The sequence below is a fragment of the Gibbsiella greigii genome, assembly GCF_039540155.1.
GTDB lineage: Bacteria > Pseudomonadota > Gammaproteobacteria > Enterobacterales > Enterobacteriaceae > Gibbsiella > Gibbsiella quercinecans.
This window is the reverse complement of the sequence record NZ_BAABEM010000051.1, coordinates 90,274-106,628: the sequence shown is the minus strand read 5'-3', so window position 1 is coordinate 106,628 and position 16,355 is coordinate 90,274. Positions and strand designations below refer to the sequence as shown.

18 protein-coding genes and 4 pseudogenes are annotated in these 16,355 nt (G+C 52.1%); 16 read left to right on the top strand and 6 right to left on the bottom strand.

Going from position 1 to position 16,355, the window contains the following annotated elements; translation table 11 throughout:
* Nucleotide 1: 1 nt before the first annotated feature.
* Complete coding sequence (locus tag AC559G_RS23235; protein ID WP_498915005.1) at nucleotides 2-808, bottom strand: ABC transporter ATP-binding protein; 807 nt, start codon at nucleotides 806-808, stop codon at nucleotides 2-4.
* Nucleotides 809-955: 147 nt separating this feature from the next.
* Between AC559G_RS23235 and AC559G_RS23230 the strand changes: the two genes are divergently transcribed.
* Nucleotides 956-1,114 carry a hypothetical protein gene (locus tag AC559G_RS23230; protein ID WP_438598860.1) on the top strand — a complete coding sequence of 53 codons (159 nt, stop codon included), beginning with the start codon at nucleotides 956-958 and terminating at the stop codon, nucleotides 1,112-1,114.
* A gap of 44 nt (nucleotides 1,115-1,158) precedes the next feature.
* Here the strand turns inward: AC559G_RS23230 and AC559G_RS23225 are convergent, their stop codons facing one another.
* Nucleotides 1,159-1,335: a GhoT/OrtT family toxin gene (locus AC559G_RS23225; RefSeq protein WP_095844502.1), complete on the bottom strand. Its 177-nt coding sequence runs from the start codon at nucleotides 1,333-1,335 to the stop codon at nucleotides 1,159-1,161.
* 282 nt (nucleotides 1,336-1,617) lie between these two features.
* On the opposite strand from AC559G_RS23225, the gene AC559G_RS23220 reads away from it, so the two are divergent.
* Nucleotides 1,618-1,779, top strand: coding sequence for a YqaE/Pmp3 family membrane protein (locus tag AC559G_RS23220; protein WP_095844501.1), 162 nt, complete (start codon nucleotides 1,618-1,620; stop codon nucleotides 1,777-1,779).
* Between the two features lie 88 nt (nucleotides 1,780-1,867).
* Here the strand turns inward: AC559G_RS23220 and nqrE are convergent, their stop codons facing one another.
* The gene (nqrE, locus tag AC559G_RS23215; protein WP_438598859.1) at nucleotides 1,868-2,464 is read right to left on the bottom strand and encodes an NADH:ubiquinone reductase (Na(+)-transporting) subunit E; all 597 of its coding nucleotides are present in this window, start codon (nucleotides 2,462-2,464) and stop codon (nucleotides 1,868-1,870) included.
* 425 nt (nucleotides 2,465-2,889) lie between these two features.
* Between nqrE and AC559G_RS23210 the strand changes: the two genes are divergently transcribed.
* From AC559G_RS23210 to AC559G_RS23180, 7 genes are all read left to right on the top strand, one after another.
* On the top strand, nucleotides 2,890-3,393 hold the full coding sequence (locus AC559G_RS23210) for a flavin reductase family protein (protein ID WP_462616089.1): 504 nt from the start codon (nucleotides 2,890-2,892) through the stop codon (nucleotides 3,391-3,393).
* Between the two features lie 44 nt (nucleotides 3,394-3,437).
* Nucleotides 3,438-4,505, top strand: a complete 1,068-nt coding sequence (locus AC559G_RS23205) for an LLM class flavin-dependent oxidoreductase (protein WP_498915002.1) — start codon at nucleotides 3,438-3,440, stop codon at nucleotides 4,503-4,505.
* Nucleotides 4,506-4,613: 108 nt separating this feature from the next.
* A complete protein-coding gene (locus AC559G_RS23200; protein ID WP_095844497.1) occupies nucleotides 4,614-5,441 on the top strand; it encodes a transporter substrate-binding domain-containing protein in 828 nt (275 codons plus the stop codon).
* A 39-nt stretch (nucleotides 5,442-5,480) separates the two neighbouring features.
* The gene (locus tag AC559G_RS23195) at nucleotides 5,481-6,143 is read left to right on the top strand and encodes an amino acid ABC transporter permease (RefSeq protein WP_095848852.1); all 663 of its coding nucleotides are present in this window, start codon (nucleotides 5,481-5,483) and stop codon (nucleotides 6,141-6,143) included.
* A 3-nt stretch (nucleotides 6,144-6,146) separates the two neighbouring features.
* The gene (locus AC559G_RS23190) at nucleotides 6,147-6,803 is read left to right on the top strand and encodes an amino acid ABC transporter permease (RefSeq protein WP_498914999.1); all 657 of its coding nucleotides are present in this window, start codon (nucleotides 6,147-6,149) and stop codon (nucleotides 6,801-6,803) included.
* Nucleotides 6,800-7,558 (top strand): amino acid ABC transporter ATP-binding protein, encoded by a 759-nt coding sequence (locus AC559G_RS23185; RefSeq protein ID WP_498914997.1) that lies wholly within the window; start codon nucleotides 6,800-6,802, stop codon nucleotides 7,556-7,558. Before AC559G_RS23190 ends, AC559G_RS23185 begins: the two co-directional genes overlap by 4 nt.
* Before the next feature lie 23 nt (nucleotides 7,559-7,581).
* Nucleotides 7,582-8,343, top strand: a complete 762-nt coding sequence (locus tag AC559G_RS23180) for an SDR family NAD(P)-dependent oxidoreductase (protein WP_498914995.1) — start codon at nucleotides 7,582-7,584, stop codon at nucleotides 8,341-8,343.
* A gap of 40 nt (nucleotides 8,344-8,383) precedes the next feature.
* Here AC559G_RS23180 and AC559G_RS23175 read toward each other — a convergent pair whose 3' ends face one another.
* On the bottom strand, nucleotides 8,384-9,112 hold the full coding sequence (locus tag AC559G_RS23175) for a GntR family transcriptional regulator (protein WP_498914993.1): 729 nt from the start codon (nucleotides 9,110-9,112) through the stop codon (nucleotides 8,384-8,386).
* Nucleotides 9,113-9,402: 290 nt separating this feature from the next.
* Between AC559G_RS23175 and tolA the strand changes: the two are divergent.
* The 6 genes and pseudogenes from tolA to AC559G_RS23145 all read left to right on the top strand — a co-directional run.
* Nucleotides 9,403-9,687, top strand: a pseudogene (gene tolA / locus AC559G_RS23170) (cell envelope integrity protein TolA); the annotation flags it as partial.
* 77 nt (nucleotides 9,688-9,764) lie between these two features.
* Nucleotides 9,765-9,953: a hypothetical protein gene (locus AC559G_RS23165; protein ID WP_498914991.1), complete on the top strand. Its 189-nt coding sequence runs from the start codon at nucleotides 9,765-9,767 to the stop codon at nucleotides 9,951-9,953.
* Nucleotides 9,950-10,296, top strand: a pseudogene (gene tnpB, locus AC559G_RS23160) (IS66 family insertion sequence element accessory protein TnpB). Before AC559G_RS23165 ends, tnpB begins: the two are co-directional and overlap by 4 nt.
* 31 nt (nucleotides 10,297-10,327) lie before the next feature.
* A pseudogene (locus AC559G_RS23155) lies at nucleotides 10,328-10,525 on the top strand (IS66 family transposase); the annotation flags it as partial.
* Nucleotides 10,502-10,670 (top strand): annotated as a pseudogene (locus tag AC559G_RS23150) (IS66 family transposase); the annotation flags it as partial. The pseudogenes AC559G_RS23155 and AC559G_RS23150, both read left to right, overlap by 24 nt.
* Nucleotides 10,671-10,837: 167 nt before the next feature.
* A complete protein-coding gene (locus AC559G_RS23145) occupies nucleotides 10,838-11,464 on the top strand; it encodes a YagU family protein (protein WP_498914989.1) in 627 nt (208 codons plus the stop codon).
* A 343-nt stretch (nucleotides 11,465-11,807) separates the two neighbouring features.
* Here AC559G_RS23145 and AC559G_RS23140 read toward each other — a convergent pair whose 3' ends face one another.
* Both AC559G_RS23140 and yeaG read right to left on the bottom strand, forming a co-directional pair.
* Nucleotides 11,808-13,076, bottom strand: a complete 1,269-nt coding sequence (locus AC559G_RS23140; RefSeq protein WP_462616098.1) for a YeaH/YhbH family protein — start codon at nucleotides 13,074-13,076, stop codon at nucleotides 11,808-11,810.
* A 66-nt stretch (nucleotides 13,077-13,142) separates the two neighbouring features.
* Nucleotides 13,143-15,077: a protein kinase YeaG gene (yeaG, locus tag AC559G_RS23135; RefSeq protein ID WP_438597926.1), complete on the bottom strand. Its 1,935-nt coding sequence runs from the start codon at nucleotides 15,075-15,077 to the stop codon at nucleotides 13,143-13,145.
* A 434-nt stretch (nucleotides 15,078-15,511) separates the two neighbouring features.
* On the opposite strand from yeaG, the gene AC559G_RS23130 reads away from it, so the two are divergent.
* The gene (locus AC559G_RS23130; RefSeq protein ID WP_498914987.1) at nucleotides 15,512-16,276 is read left to right on the top strand and encodes a MipA/OmpV family protein; all 765 of its coding nucleotides are present in this window, start codon (nucleotides 15,512-15,514) and stop codon (nucleotides 16,274-16,276) included.
* Nucleotides 16,277-16,355 lie beyond the last annotated feature (79 nt).

Sequence of the window (16,355 nt, the reverse complement as noted above, 5' to 3'; positions counted from 1 at the left end):
GTTATACCGCCTGGCGCAAGCCGCTATGAGCCTGATACATCTGCCGGGCCGCCGTAACCAGGCTATGGGTATAGGCATGGGTGGGCCGCTGCATGATTTGGCCGATCGGGCCTTGCTCAATCTGCTGGCCGCCGGCCAAGATAACGGCGCGTTGGCACAGTGCACTGGCAACGGTGACATCATGCGTGATAAACAGCAGCCCTCTGCCGCTGGTGTGATTAGCATACTGGCGTAAAAGCTCAATCACCTGATGCTGGCTGACCATATCCAGTGCGGTAGTGGGCTCATCGGCGATCAGCAGGCGCTGTTGCCCGCTCAACGCCAGGGCGGCGCAGATTCGTTGGCATTGCCCGCCTGATAGCTGGCTGGGGTAGCGCGGCATAATGGCGCTGGGTTCCTGGCCTAGCGCCGCCAGCAGTTCGCTGGCGCAGGCATCGGCTGCCCGGCGGCTTATTCCCTGTTGATAGCGCAACGCCATCCCCAACTGTTTGCCAACGCTAACCAGTGGATTCAAGGTGGTGAAAGGATCTTGAAAAATCGCGGCTACCAGCGCAGCGTTGCGTTGCTGCAAGCGTTGGCCGCCGACTTCCCGCCCGCACACGCGGATAGAACCGCTTAGGACGGCATTGGGCGGTAGCGTCCCCAGAATGGCGCTCGCCGTGAGTGATTTGCCTGAGCCAGAGGCGCCCAACAAACACAGGCTCTCACCGTGTTGCAGTTCAAAACTCAATTTGTTGATTTTGGTTTTGCCATCCAACACCAACGTAAGGTTGTTGACGGCCAGCAGCGGTGGAGCGTGTCGATCCATGATGATATCTACAGGGTATTAAGTTATGTAATAACATAACATTTCATCTCAGAGATGACCATAGTCACCGCGCCTTTTGTTTTGCATGGGCGAATCGGCGTTATTCACGGTATGATAGATAAAAGCGACGGTTAGGTTGGGATTGGGGTGAAGACGTTTATTTTCGTTTTGTGCATGATCGGCTATGTGCTGGTGATCGGCTATCTTGGCTTGTTTGTCACCGACAAGATCTGCGAGAGCGCCGACAATTTCAGTAAACTCTGCCGGTTGGTGGACATTTCAGAGCCGCATATACCCAAAGGCTAATCAGGCCGCAGTGGATGGCAGAACCAGGCCGAGTGATAGCCGGTTCAGAATAATGAAAAAAGTAAAACCACTGGCAGGCTAAGTGGCCAGGTCAGGCCGATGATTAACGCGCTGATGCAGCGGATTTTGATCGTATCCCGGCTAACCAGGTAGGTAAAAACCATGGAAAATACAAGGCCAAATAAGTAAAAGTATTGTGTTGCTACCCAAAGTTGCGACATGAAAACAGGCTCCTCTTATTATTTTGGCGGCGATTCTAGGAGCAGCCAGCCAGATAATCAATGCTTCATTTTATCTTTGTTATAGCCGCAAAAGTGTCGGGTAGGTCGGAAAAAACCTTTAAGTTTGTGTGTTATTTCCCCGGTGGCGTAATAGGTTTTGCTATCCCGATTGAAATAATGGCGTTACGGGCATGGCTGATGCTGAGAATATTCTGATAAGCGTTTGATAATATTAAGTAGCTGTAATATGTTGAACATACGGAAATCACGCAAGGAGATATTATGGGTTTTTGGCGGATTGTGTTTACCATTATTTTGCCACCATTGGGCGTACTGCTCGGGAAGGGCTTCGGCTGGGCATTCATCCTTAACATTATTTTGACACTGCTGGGTTATATTCCGGGGCTGATCCACGCATTCTGGGTGCAGACCAAGCAATCGTAAGCGGCAGTATGAGGCGGAAAGCGCCTCCAGAACTTTCAGCGGGGAGTGTGGCGACACGCTCCCCGTTTATATTTTCAAGCGGCCAGGTTTAAAGCTTGATCCCGGCAAAAGACATGAAACCAAGCGACATCAGCCCGGCGGTCATAAAGACACTGCCCAACCCCTGCAACCCTTTAGGCATATTGGCGTATTTCATTTTCTCGCGCAGGCCGGCTAGCGACACGATCGCCAGCAGCCAGCCGATACCGCAGCCGGTGCCGTAGACAAAAGATTCAGTGAAATTATATTCGCGCTGCACCATAAAGATGGTCGCGCCGAAAATCGCACAATGGATAGTCAGTAATGGTAAAAAGGTGCCCAGTGATTGGTGCAACGACGGAACGTAGCGATCTAGCAGCATTTCGAGGATTTGCACCAGCGCAGCCAGCACGCCGATAAAGGTGATGAAATCCAGGAAACTGAGATCGACGCCTTCAATGATGGCGTTTTCCCGCAGCAGGTAATGATAAATCAGATTATTCAGCGGGGTGGCGATCGCTAACAGCAGCGTAACGGTTACGCCCAGTTTAAATGCCGTATCTACCTTTTTCGATATCGCCAGGAAGGTGCACATACCCAGGAAGAAATTAAGAGCCATGTTTTCAACAAAAACTGCGCGCAAAAAAATCCCCAAGTAGTTTTCCATATCACCTCCTATTGCTATGAGCGGGCATAATAACACGCGGCAAACCCAGCCGTCTTTGACCAAGCGCCGGTTTGGCGCACCTGATACTGCGGCGAGTTTCCCTGTACGGAACTGGCGTAAACAGCGAGGTTTTTAACCCTCTGGCTTAATTCATTGCGCCGATAAAAGCATCGGAGAATAGCCCGAAACTGCCGTTTCCCGGCAGAAGCGATACCGTTGTGAAATTATGGTAACTTGTTGAATGTAAAGAATATATTTATGCATATGAATTTCATATGGCGTAAAATTAAACAATTTATTGACAATCAAACCCTGCCTGACGAATGATGAATACATAAATTTAACATTGTTGACAATCTACCATATTGCTGGGGTGGAGTATCAATAATCAACGTTATTGAACGGTGTTTTGCGGGGTCAGGTTGATGAATCACGTCAAAGATAACTTTCTCCATTGTATGCGGCGGCTGGCCACCACGGTCTGTGTTATCACCTGCCGGCATGAAGACGTCCCTTACGGCATTACCGCCACCGCGGTGACTTCCTTATGTTTTGATCCTGTTGCCGTTCTGGTGTGCATCAACAGTTCGTCCAGCCTGTTAACGCCATTGCTGTCGCAGAAAAAATACTGCATCAACCTGCTGAATAAAGAGCATGCCGCTGTTTCGCAACGCTTCAGTACACCGCAGCCGCCGCATGAACGCTTTGCCACCGGCGAATGGCGCAGCAACCCGGCGGGTGTACCATACCTGGCCGACGCCCAGGCGCTGCTGTTTTGCGAACTGGATCAAAGCATACCTTATGCCACACACCACATTGTGATCGGCCGGGTGAGCGACTGCCAATACCGCCATGAGATTGCACCGCTTATCTACCAGAATGGCGCTTACGTCACTTCTGTCCCGTTATCCAACGCCGGCTCGGATTAGCCATTTTTGTGCCGGGCCAACCATTAGCAAAGCAGGAGAAAAAGATGCAACTCGGATTATTTAGCCTGATGACCTTGCGTGATCATCCGGCGGGGGTGAAGGGCGTTATGCGCGATACCCAAACCATGGTGAAGACGGCGGAAGAAGTGGGGTTTGATATTGCGTGGTTTGCCGAACATCATTTCGCCAATTACTCCAGCAGCCCGTCGCCGCTGCTGATGGTGGCCAACGCCGCTGGCTGGACGACCAAAATCAAGCTGGCGCCCGGCGTATTGGTTTTGCCGCTTTACCACCCGCTGCGTTTGGCACAGGAAATTGCCGCCGTTGACGCCATGACTGATGGCAGGCTGGTTTTGGGCATGGGCACCGGCTATCAGCAGTATGAGTTTGACCGTTACCATGTGGCGTTGGATAAGAAGGTCGACATTTTCCTTGAATACTGGGATGTGATTGAGCAGGCCCTGGTCACCGGGGAAGTGGAATACAACGGCGAGCATATTTCGATTCCTCATACCACGTTTGCCATCAAATCCTATCAGTCGCCGTTGCCGCCTTTATTTGTTACTACATCGCATCCACGGTTGTTGGCGCGGCTGAATAAATGGCGGGCGGTGCCGTTCCATGCTGCCAGCACGCTGGGCTCACCGGTCTTGTATAAAATGGTCGAGGGGCTGAACCAAAGCTGGGAGAACCTGGGTGAGAACCCTGCCACTAAGCCGTTGGCCATTATGCAATATGTCCACGTGACCGACAGCCGTGCTGAAGCATTGGAGGCAGCCGAACGCGCGCGTTATGTTGGCCGCATGGCAAATCATTTACGCAAGGCGCAATTGCCGCTCGACGCCGATGGCTACATCCGCAACGAAGCCTTTGACGGGGAATATACCCTGGAGCGATATGCCGACAATATGGTGGTCGGCGATGCCTATCAGGTGGCTGAAAAGATGATTGCTGATATTAAAAAGCTAAATCCGTTAAATTACACCTGTAATTTCCAGTTTGGTTGTATGCCGTTAGCGCGGGCGCAGAAATCGCTCTATCGCTTCAGTAAAGAAGTCATACCGTTAATTGAGAAAGAATTAGGCCCGATTGCTGATATCGGCCGTAAATAATTAGACCTGCCTGTTTGTTACCGATTATTGCCTTGCATGAGAAGTGACTCGGACGAATGTTAATGGAGCTATAGCTATTATTAATTAAACCATCGCGGGGAATTTATTATGTTTAATCATACGAAAAAGTCAGCCGTTTTTATTGTGTTAACAGCCTTGTTTCTTACCCATGCGGCCCAGGCCGAATCGACGCTGGATGCTGTTATTAAAGCCAAGAAATTACGCTGTGCCGTGGTGCTTGATTCCCCGCCTTCAGGGTTTATGACGCCTGACAATAAACCTGATGGATATGATGTGGCCTATTGCCAGGATATGGCGAAATCCCTGGGGGTGGAGCCGGTTATTGTTCAGACGCCGGCTTCAGATCGTATCCCTGCGCTGGTCTCCAAACGGGTGGATATTGTCGTTGGCTCGACCACCATCACACCGGAGCGGGCGATGACGGTGGCATTCACCCAGCCCTATGTGAATTACACCGTTACCGTAGTAACGCGCAAAGACACCGGCATCACCAATTACGAACAGCTGCGCGGCAAAAAATTGGGGGCGGTCGTGGGTTCTACCTTCGAACAGCTGTTTAACAAAGAGTTGCAGGGGCGTTGGAAAGATAGCGGCACCAGTTACATCGGGTTTGCCAGCGATACTGAAACCTTTATGGCGCTGCAGCAGGGCAAAGTGGATGCAATTTTGCAGGCCTCCGCCGTTTATAACACCTTGGCGGCCAGCGGCCAGTTCCCGACGTTTGCTACCGGCGGCCTGGCACCGCTGGCGGATATGGATGGGCTGGTGGTTCGCCGGGGCGATCAGGAATTCCTCAATTGGGCCAAAGTGTTTGTCTGGCATCAGGTGGTTTCTGGCCGCTATGCCGAGCTGTATAAAAAATATATGGGGGACGGCCCACTGCCTGCTCTGAATATGCCAGGCGTGGACTTCTAGACCGCACGCTGTATCCGTATGATTAATCAGGGTGTGCCCATGCAGGATTATCAATTTTACTGGTCGATTGTTTTTGCCGCCTTGCCGCAATTATTGTCCGGCGCCTGGGTTACATTGCAGATAACACTATTATCCGTCGTCTTCGGTATGGTGTTTGCCATACCGATGTCTGTAGCGCGGCAATCCAAGAAAGGCTGGGGCTATTATATTTCCAGCGGGTGGGTTGAATTATCCCGCAATACGCCGGTTTTGTTCCAGGTTTATCTGATGTATTTCGGCCTTGGCGCATTGGGAATAAATATCTCAAGTTACCTTTCGGTGTTAATTGCCATCACCTTTAATAATGCGGGGTATCTGGCGGAAATATTCCGTGGCGGGCTGAAAGCCATTCCGCGCCAGCAAATGGCGACGGCACGATCATTGGGCATGAATCAGCGCCAGGCTTTTCAGCATGTGATTTTCCCGCAGGTATTTAAGGTGGTGTTTTTGCCTTTTGTAACCCAAGCCGTGTGGGCAATGCTGAACACGTCGCTGGGGATGCTGGTGGGCCTGCGGGAACTCTCTGGCGCAACCCAGTATGCGCAGTCGGTTAGTTTCCGTACCTTTGAGTTCTTCATTGTCACCGCCGGCATTTACTACGCTATCGCTAAAATCATTCAGTTTGCTGCGATGGGCGCCTTCAGACTGATGTATCGGAGGTAAAAGATGCAATTTGTGCTTGGATATCAGCCGCTACAGTGGGCCGACAGTTGGTTTCTGCTGCAGGGCGCGTTGAATACCCTGGCGATGGCCGGCACTGCCGGGGTGATTGGCACAGTGCTTGGCATCCCGCTCGGCTGGGCTCGCGCCGCGTCATTTAGCTTTCAATTATTAAGCGCGCCGTTGGTGGATATTTTCCGCAGTGTGCCGATGATTATCACGCTGATTGTCTTCAATAGCCTGTTTTCTATGCTCAATATGCCGCTTTCGCCTTATGTACTGGGCAGCTTGGCGTTGGGGATCTGGATGGCGGTGGTTACGTCTGAAGTGGCGCGCGCTTGTTTCCAGTCAGTGCCTCGTTCCTTCCGGCACAGCGCGCGTTCGCTGGGGATGAGCGCCTGGCAGGAGCTATGGCATATCTCGTTGCCACTGGCGCTGCGCAATGGCCTGAGTGCCTGGGTGGGGCTGCTGCTGAGCCTGATTAAGGACAGTGCACTGGCGGGCGTGATCGGTTATGTCGAGTTCATGCGCGCCACGCAGACGTTGATTACCCGCACCCATGAAACCTGGTTGCTGCTGTTGGGCACCGGTCTGTTTTATTTCCTCATCTGTTATCCCATTTCCCGTTACAGCCGTTATCTGGAGGAGAAGGTGGCCATATGATTGAAATCAAAAATGTGCAGAAAACCTATGGGGCGGTCAGCGTGCTGAAAGGCATCGATCTCACCATTGATAAAGGTGAATTGGTTTGCCTGATCGGCGCCAGCGGATCGGGAAAATCCACGCTGCTGCAGTGTATTAATGGGCTGGAAAATATCCAGGGCGGCGAGATTGTTGTTGATGGCGTCAGCGTGCATGCCGGCACGACCAATATCAACCAACTGCGCCGCAAACTGGGCATCGTTTTCCAGCAGTACAACGCCTTTCCCCACCTCAATGCGCTGGAGAATGTCGCGCTGGCGCCGCAGGTGGTGGCAAAGATGGGGAAAAAACAGGCCACGGCGCTGGCGCACAAACACCTGGAGCACGTTGGCCTGGGCGCGAAAGCCAGGATGATGCCGTCCCAGCTTTCCGGCGGCCAGCTACAGCGTTTGGCGATTGCACGGGCGCTGGCGATGGAACCCTCATACATGTTGTTTGACGAGGTGACTTCAGCGCTCGATCCCGAACTGGTGGGAGAAGTGCTGGCGACCATGCGGCTGCTGAAATCGGAAGGTATGACCATGGTGGTGGTAACGCATGACATCAACTTCGTGCGCGAATCCGCCGATCGTGTGGCATTCCTGCATCAGGGTAATGTGTGTGAAATCGGCAGCGCCGCGCAGGTGATCGACCAACCCGCACAGGAACAGACACGCAAATTTTTGCGGCGTGAAAGCCGCGGTGAACAAGGCCGCGTGAGCGGCAGCAACGCATAGCGTTTTTTGAGGATATTGCGAACATGATGACATTCGATCTGACGGGCAAGACAGCATTGGTTACCGGCGGTGCCAGCGGCATTGGCCTTGAAACCGCAAGGTTAATGGCGCGTAGCGGCGCCCAAGTGGCGATTAACTACCTACCGGATGATCCACGAGCAGGCCAGGTACTGGCTGCGTTGCAAGAAGAAGGGCTAGCGGTGATCGGCGCGCCGGGCGATCTTGCCGATCCTGAACAGGCAACGGCGATGGTGCAACAGGCCATCGCTGATTTGGGGCACCTGGATTTGTTGGTGAACAATGCCGGTACGCCGGGGGTAAGCAAACCGATTCCGATACAGGATCTGGGCGCGGTGAGCGAAGAGTTATGGCAGACGATAATGAACGTTAACTTGATGAGTGTATTCCGCTGTTCCAAAGCGGCGGCGGCCGGCCTGAAAGCTAGCTGCGGGGCGATTGTCAACACCGCGTCGATTGCTGGGTTCGGCTCGATTGCTAGCACCATTGCCTACAGCGCATCCAAGGCTGCTGTGATCAACCTAACCAAGAATTTGGCCCATGCGTTGGCGCCGGAGGTGCGGGTGAATGCGGTGGCGCCCGGTTCAGTAGAAAGTTCGTGGGCGATCGAATGGTCTGATGAGCGGCGGGCCAGCACTATCGCCGCCACGCCGTTAAAACGCTGGTGCGTGCCGCAGGATGTTGCCGAGCTGATAGTTTATCTTGGCTTTGCCGGCAGTATGATCACCGGCCAAACGGTAATTATTGACGGCGGCGTCTCGCTGTAGCCGTGTCTGGCAGCCGTTTTATTGCCCGCTAGCACGTGTGTTAGCGGGCAATGTTATTTGCAGCCGTTTGCTCTTTTGCCAGCAGCGCCATATATCGCGCCACTGCCTTGGCAAATTTGTCTTTCCAGATGAGCAGTGCTTTATCAATATCCCGCGCTTTAATCGCATCAAGTAGCCCCACAACGTAATTAATGGCGTCGGACTCACGTTCCGTGTAGACGATACCGGTGAGGTTATTGAAACGCTGCACCTCCACCGTGGTTTCTGCAAAATAGCGCGCGCAGCGCGCCAACCCGCTGGCGGCAACAATGGTTTCCTGGAACTCAAGATCGTTTTGAATGGTGGGCTGCTGGTTTTCCTGGCGCGCCAGTTTTACTGCGGCATGCGCCATTTTTTCCAGCGCTTTCATCACCTCTGGCGCCGGCAGTTTCGGGTTAGCGTGAAAAGCTTTCAGCGCCAGTTCGCCTAATGCGGAACGGATCGCATAGACTTCCAGGATATTGGCCGGCTCCAGTTTTGCCACGACGGCCCCGCGGTTGGGACGCATTTCCACCAGGCCTTCCTGGCTCAAGCGGCGCAGCGCTTCGCGTATTGGATGGCGCGATACGTTAAGCTCGTCAGTGAGATTTTTTTCAATCAAACGATCGCCAGGCTTAAACAACCCCTTGATAATGGCGTTGCGGATCTGATCGGCGGCGTGTTCCGAGCTGGCGGTATTGTTGACTGGTACGAGTATTTTCCTGCTTACGACATCTTTTTTTATTGCCATAATGGATCCAGGCGCCCCCCATTAAACGAACAAAATCAGCATAGCACGTCTCGGGCTGGCAAGGTAGAAATTGGTAGATTGTCTACAATTTTCCGGAAGGCAGCACCCATGGCTCGACGGTTTGTTTGTGTTCCGTATAATTGAATGAGGTTTTCCAAAGGGATCTTACTGATGAAAGGGCGTTTCATTATTGCTGTTTGCCTGTGCATGTCTCTACTTTCTGCTTGCAATACCAAGCCTGGTAACGTCCGGTTGATGACCTATTTAAAGGCCTCACCGATTCTGGTAGCAAGGCCACAAGTCCAGATAGTAAGGCAAGAAACTACATGTATGTCATTATGCAAGCGATTCAATTACACATGGTAGATATTGAGCGATTCGCGGGTAAGACATGTAATCTTAAAGTTAACTTGGATAGCAGTGGCAAAGTGACGAATATAACCGCGCTCGAAGGTGACCCTTTACTATGTGAAGCAGGAATAAACGGTATTAAGGCGGCGGATATTCCAGCCCCACCAGATGATGAGGTTTATCAAGCTTTCAAAACATTTATTATCGAGCTTAGGCCTTTGTAATTGATTTGATTCTGTTGAAAAAAACGTAAGCGTCAAGCCAGTGCCGCCTTTCCGAATCCGAAATATCTGACACGATAGTGTCCACCAAATTATCCCTGCTGGCATTGATGACGGCGCATCCGGTCATGAACCGCTGGCGCATCCGTTACCCCCCGGCCGACGACAATATCTCGTGTGAGGTCGTTTTTCGGCATGGAACGCTGCGGCTTAGCGGGAACATCAACAATGTGTTCCTGAACCTGCTGATACAGGCGGTGAAACGATGATATCACTCCCGTCCAGGCACCAAGATTTGGCTGGTCGCTGGAGCCACCGTCATGCGCAAGTCCTTCAATGGGCTGGGCGAGCAGACGCATGCGCTGGACGAAACCCGTTCTCCGTCCACCTGTTCATCTCCGGGGGACGCCGGGGCGTACGGTCAAAATCCTCTGGGTGAATGCTGATGGCATGTGCCTGTTTGCCAGTCGGCTGGAAGAGGGCCGGTTCGTCTGGCCCGCTGTCCGCGACGGCAAAGTCGCCATTACCCGCTCACAGTTGGCGATGCTGCTCGACAAGCTGGACTGGCGTCAGCCGAAAACACCCTGTCTTAACGCACTGACAATAAAGTAAAAAACACATGGTAGCATGATAAAATGAGGCCATGCGTCAGGACTATCTCGCCCGTATCGCAGAACGGGAAGCCAAACGCGGTCTCGTCGAAGAGGCTGAGGCGTTCCTGCATTCGGTACGGGCTCGCACAGAAGAGAAAACCGAGCGCCGGCGTGCGCAGGTGGAAAAGCTGAACCGAATGCTGTTCGGTACCCGCTCCAAAAAGCTGCGCCAACAGGTGGAACAGGCCACTGTTCAACGCGCTGAATGAGTGGATAGAGGAAAAATCGGCCAGGTTGTCGAAAAAGTTCCGGTTGGGTGAGGCGTTCGGCTACGTGCTGAACCAGTGGGATGCGCTGTGCTACTACTGGGGTGACGGACTGGCTGAACCGGAAACAACCCGGTGGATTAAACCAGCCCTGACATCCTCGCTTCGGCGGGGTCTTTGTTTGTGAAAAAAAATTTATCAGAATGGAATGAAAACTGTGATCTGAATCAAAATGATATACATCCAACTTAAGGGATATTAAGTATGTAAATATTACTTTCAAGTGGCGGTTTTATGGCATTAAGAGACTTTTTTGTACAGACAGAACCTCGTAGACGGCATTATGGTGTTGCATTGTTTATTGGGGTTATTTCAGGTGTGGTTTCGGCATTTGTAAAATGGGGCGCTGAAGTACCCCTTCCTCCGCGTAGTCCTGTGGACATGTTTACCAGTGCGTGTGGGCCAGAATCATTAATTAGAGCAGCTGGGCAGATCGATTGCTCAAGGAACTTCCTCAACCCTCCGTATATTTTTCTACGCGATTGGCTGGGATTGGCAGACCCTAATGCAGCTGTCTATACCTTCGCTGGGCATGTTTTTAACTGGGTTGGCGTAACACACATCATATTCTCCATCGTGTTCGCTGTTGGGTATTGCGTCGTTGCAGAAGTGTTTCCTAAAATTAAGTTATGGCAGGGGCTGCTAGCTGGCGCCCTTGCACAGCTATTTGTCCATATGATTTCATTCCCACTTATGGGCTTAACTCCACCACTTTTCGACCTGCCATGGTATGAAAACGTTTCTGAGATCTTTGGTCACTTAATATGGTTCTGGTCTATTGAGATAATTCGCCGTGATCTCCGAAACAGGATTACGCGTGAACCTGACGCAGAGATTCCTCTAAATTCCGCGTTCAGATAAACTGAGCAACACACATCAAGAACCCGCCAACAGTGCGGGTTTTTCCTTTTATATGACAGCGGTAGCGGTAAGGGAAAAATATCCGTTCAGTTTCAAGTTATTTGAGGCTTAAGTGAACGGCATTAACCTGTTACGGTTGGTTTTTCTGGGGTTGTTTGGTCGGAATGAGAGGATTCGAACCACCGCCCCCATGACGGTGTTTTAACCAATGGAAACAAAATTTGTTCCCCAAAACTCAACGCAACTTATTGATCAATAACGATCTTCAACATCACTCAAAAACATAAAGAAACAGCCAGAAAACCGAGGTTAACTGGCTGTTTTTATTGGTCAAATATACATTTCACACAGTCTGCTTGCGAAAAAGCTCGCGGAAGACCGGGTAAATATCGTCAGGCTCGCGAATATGCTGCATGGCGAAGTTTTCGAAGTTGCTTTGCAGATCTTCATACTCCCGCCACAGGGTTTGGTGGGCCCGGCGGGTAATTTCGATATAACTGTAGTAACGCACCATTGGCAGGATCTTCTTCGCCAACAGTTCGTGACACAGCGGTGAGTCATCGGCCCAGTTATCGCCATCCGAGGCCTGTGCCGCATAAATATTCCATTGGGCAGGATCGTAACGCTCTTCAACCACCTCGTTCATGAGTTTCAGCGCGCTGGAGACGATCGTGCCGCCGGTTTCCTGCGAGTAGAAAAACTCTTGTTCATCAACCTCTTTGGCCTGGGTATGGTGGCGGATATACACCACGTCAACGTTCTTGTAGGTCCGGCTCAGGAACAGATAGAGCAGGATATAAAAACGTTTGGCCATATCCTTGGTGGCCTGATCCATTGAACCCGAAACGTCCATCAGGCAAAACATCACCGCCTGGCTGGAAGGTTCCGGGCGCCGCTCGAAGTTTTTGTAGCGCAAATCGAAGGTATCAATAAACGGCACTCTTTCGATCTTCTTGCGCAGTTCGGCAATTTCCTTGCGCAGGCGTTCCTCCTCCAGCAGTTGCACCGGTTCGGTGCTTTCCAACTGCGCAAGGCTATCTTCAAGCTCATGCAGTGCGCGCCGTTTGCCGGCGGTCATGGCCGTGCGCCGCGCCAGAGAGTTCTGTAGCGAGCGCACCACGCTGATATTGGCCGGCACGCCGTTGGCGGTGTAGCCGGCACGGTGGGTTTTGAACTCCGTCAACTGCTTGTACTGGTTCTTTTTCAGGTTAGGCAGCGCCAGATCTTCGAACAGCAGGTCAAGATACTCATCCTTGGAGATTTGGAACACGAACTCGTCCTGGCCTTCGCCGTCTTGCCCCGCGTTGCCTTGGCCACTGCCGCCGCCCGCTCCCCCTTGCGGGCGCTCCACGCGATCGTTTTGCACAAAGTGATCGTTGCCGGGATGAACGCGGTGGCGTGTGCCACCGCGGCCCTGATGGAACATCGGTTCGTTGATATCGCCAGTCGGGATCGAGACGGACTCCCCACTGTCTACGTCGGTGACCGAACGCTTGTTGATGGCTTCGGCAATCGACTGTTTGATTTGCGACTTGTAGCGGCGTAAGAAGCGCTGGCGGTTCACCATGCTCTTATTTTTACCGTTAAGCCGACGATCAATAAAATACGCCATACTTCCCCCAAACAACGTTGCCAACTTCCTCCCAGGCCACTTCATTCCGCCGCTGCGTAGCCGGCATTATGAAGATTTTCTCACCCGCAGGTACCATTCGCACAACAAGCGGACCTGTTTGCGGGTATAGCCTTTTTCCATCATACGATCGACGAAATCGTCGTGTTTCTTCTGCTCATCCGTTGAGGTCTTAGCATTAAAGGAAATGACCGGCAGCAACTCCTCGGTGTTTGAGAACATTTTCTTCTCGATGACCGTGCGCAGCTTTTCGTAGCTGGTCCAGTTCGGGTTGCGGCCGTTGTTATTCGCGCGAGCGCGCAGTACAAAGTTGACGATTTCGTTGCGGAAATCTTTTGGATTGCTGATCCCCGCCGGCTTCTCGATTTTTTCCAATTCAGCGTTGAGGGATTCGCGATCGAACAGTTGCCCGGTATCCGGATCACGGTACTCTTGATCCTGGATCCAGAAGTCAGCGTAGGTCACATAGCGATCAAATATGTTCTGACCATATTCAGAGTAGGATTCCAGGTAGGCGGTCTGGATCTCTTTGCCGATAAACTCGGCGTATTTCGGGATCAGATAGCCCTTCAGGAACTCCAGGTATTTCTCCGCCACATCCTGTGGGAACTGTTCACGTTCGATCTGCTGTTCCAGTACGTAGAACAGGTGCACCGGGTTGGCCGCCACTTCGGTGTGATCGAAGTTAAACACCCGGGAAAGGATTTTGAAGGCAAAACGGGTGGAAAGGCCGTTCATCCCTTCATCAACGCCGGCATAGTCGCGGTATTCCTGGTAGGACTTGGCTTTCGGATCGGTGTCTTTCAGGCTTTCGCCGTCATAGACGCGCATCTTCGAGTAGATGCTTGAGTTTTCCGGCTCTTTCAGCCGTGAAAGTACGGTAAAGCGCGCCAGCGTTTCCAGCGTGCCAGGGGCGCACGGGGCATGAGCCAACTCACTGTGATCGAGCAATTTGTCGTAGATTTTGATTTCTTCCGACACCCGCAGGCAGTAAGGCACCTTAACGATATAAACGCGGTCGAGGAACGCTTCGTTGTTTTTGTTGTTACGGAAGGTCACCCATTCCGATTCATTGGAGTGGGCCAGGATAATGCCGTTGAACGGCAGGGCGGAGATGCCTTCAGTCCCGTTGTAGTTGCCTTCCTGCGTGGCGGTCAGCAGAGGGTGCAGCACTTTGATCGGGGCTTTGAACATTTCCACAAATTCCATGATCCCCTGGTTGGCGCGGCACAGGGCGCCGGAGTAACCGTAGGCATCCGGATCGTTCTGAGCGTGGTTTTCCAACTTGCGGATATCCACTTTACCCACCAGCGCAGAAATATCTTGGTTGTTTTCGTCGCCCGGCTCGGTCTTGGCGATGGCGATCTGTTCCAGGATGGAAGGGCGCACCTTCACCACCTTGAACTTGGTAATGTCGCCGCCAAACTCATGCAGGCGTTTGGCGGCCCAAGGGGACATGATCGTGCCGAGATAGCGTTTGGGGATGTTGTATTCTTTTTCCAGAATATTGGCATCTTCCTGTGGGTTGAACAGGCACAGCGGGTGATCGTTGACCGGGCTGCGCTCACCGTTGGCGCTCAGGGTATAGATGGGAACGCGCTGCATTAGCGCCTTCAGGCGTTCCGCCAGGGATGATTTACCGCCGCCCACCGGGCCCAGCAGGTAAAGGATTTGTTTCTTCTCTTCCAGCCCTTGAGCGGCATGTTTCAGGTAGGAGACAATCTGTTCGATGGCCTCTTCCATGCCGTAGAATTCTTCAAATGCCGGATAGCGTGCAATCACGCGGTTGGAGAACAAGCGCGACATGCGCGAGTCAAGCGCGGTGTCTACCATGACTGGTTCACCGATAGCCATGAGTAGGCGTTCCGCCGCATTGGCATATGCACTGCGATCTTGCCGGCAGATGGCAAGAAACTCCTGCAGTGTGAACTCTTCGTCCTTGGCAGCTTCGTAGCGCTGGCGGTAGTGGTCAAATATGTTCATGGCGATGCCCGTCCTTTCGTTATTAGCACAGGTTAAAGGGAGCGTGTGATCGTGTTCTTGCCCCCGAAAGAAGAGGTTATACCTGAGTACAGCAACCCGTATGCCAACTTGTGCGTCTTATTATCGCGAGTCGCGCTGTTTTGCCACTGGGCTCAGGATAAATACTCCTCCTTATTTAAGCGTAGTTGGCATAGCAAAATTTTTCCTGCCAGCTAAAAAGCTTTTTTTAAGACATATCAATGACTCAGTTATTTTAAGGGTGCTAACGGCCCTGGCAGGCGCGGGCTGGGTAGCAAAATTTCACATTCATGACATGAGTTAGACACATTGCAAAATTAATTTATCCGTTTTTATTTGTTTTTTAATGTAAAGATTGAACCATTAACCGGGTGTTCACATAGAATAGCGGGGCTATTAACCCTGTCATTAATGAAATGGACGACAAATTTGTGAAGATATCTCGGTTAAATACGTTGGCGGTTATCGCTGCTGCACTGCTTGGTGCGCAAGGCGCACAGGCGGGAACCTGGTCAATCGGCGCTTCCGCGTTGGTCAGCCCGAACCCGTATCGTGGCTATCAGGAGCGAGTTTATCCTGTTCCTATCATCAATTATGAAGGCGACGACTTTTTCTTTCGCACGCTCAGCGCCGGCTACTACCTGTGGAAAGATCCACAAAATCAGCTGAGCCTGACCGCCTATTATTCCCCGTTGAGTTTTCGCACCCGCGATACCGACGACGGTCAGATGAAGCGCCTGGATGCGCGCCACGGCACGCTGATGGCCGGCGTTCTTTACTCACATCAAGCGCAATGGGGTACGCTGCGCACTGCGTTTGCCGGCGATACGCTGAATAACAGCAATGGCCTGGTTGGGGATTTGGCTTATATTTACCCGATTAAATTGGGCGTCTGGAGTCTATCGCCGGCCGTGGGCGTGGGCTGGAACAGCAAAAAGCAAAACCAGTATTATTATGGCGTCAGCGGTGCGGAAGCTGCGCGCAGTGGATTGACGCAGTATAAGCCGGGCGATAGCTGGGCGCCTTATCTAGAGCTGGTTGCCAACTACCAGATCAATAAAGACTGGAATGCTTTCTTTATGGGCCGTTATATCCAGTTATCTGATGAAGTGAAAGATAGCCCGATGGTGGATAAATCGTACACCGGGCTGCTTTGGACCGGCGTTCGCTATACCTTCTAAGGCGGTGGTGCGCCAACATTGTGCGCTAGTTGCACTGCATTGGTGCTTTAATGGGTTTGTGCACCAATAAGGCGCTATC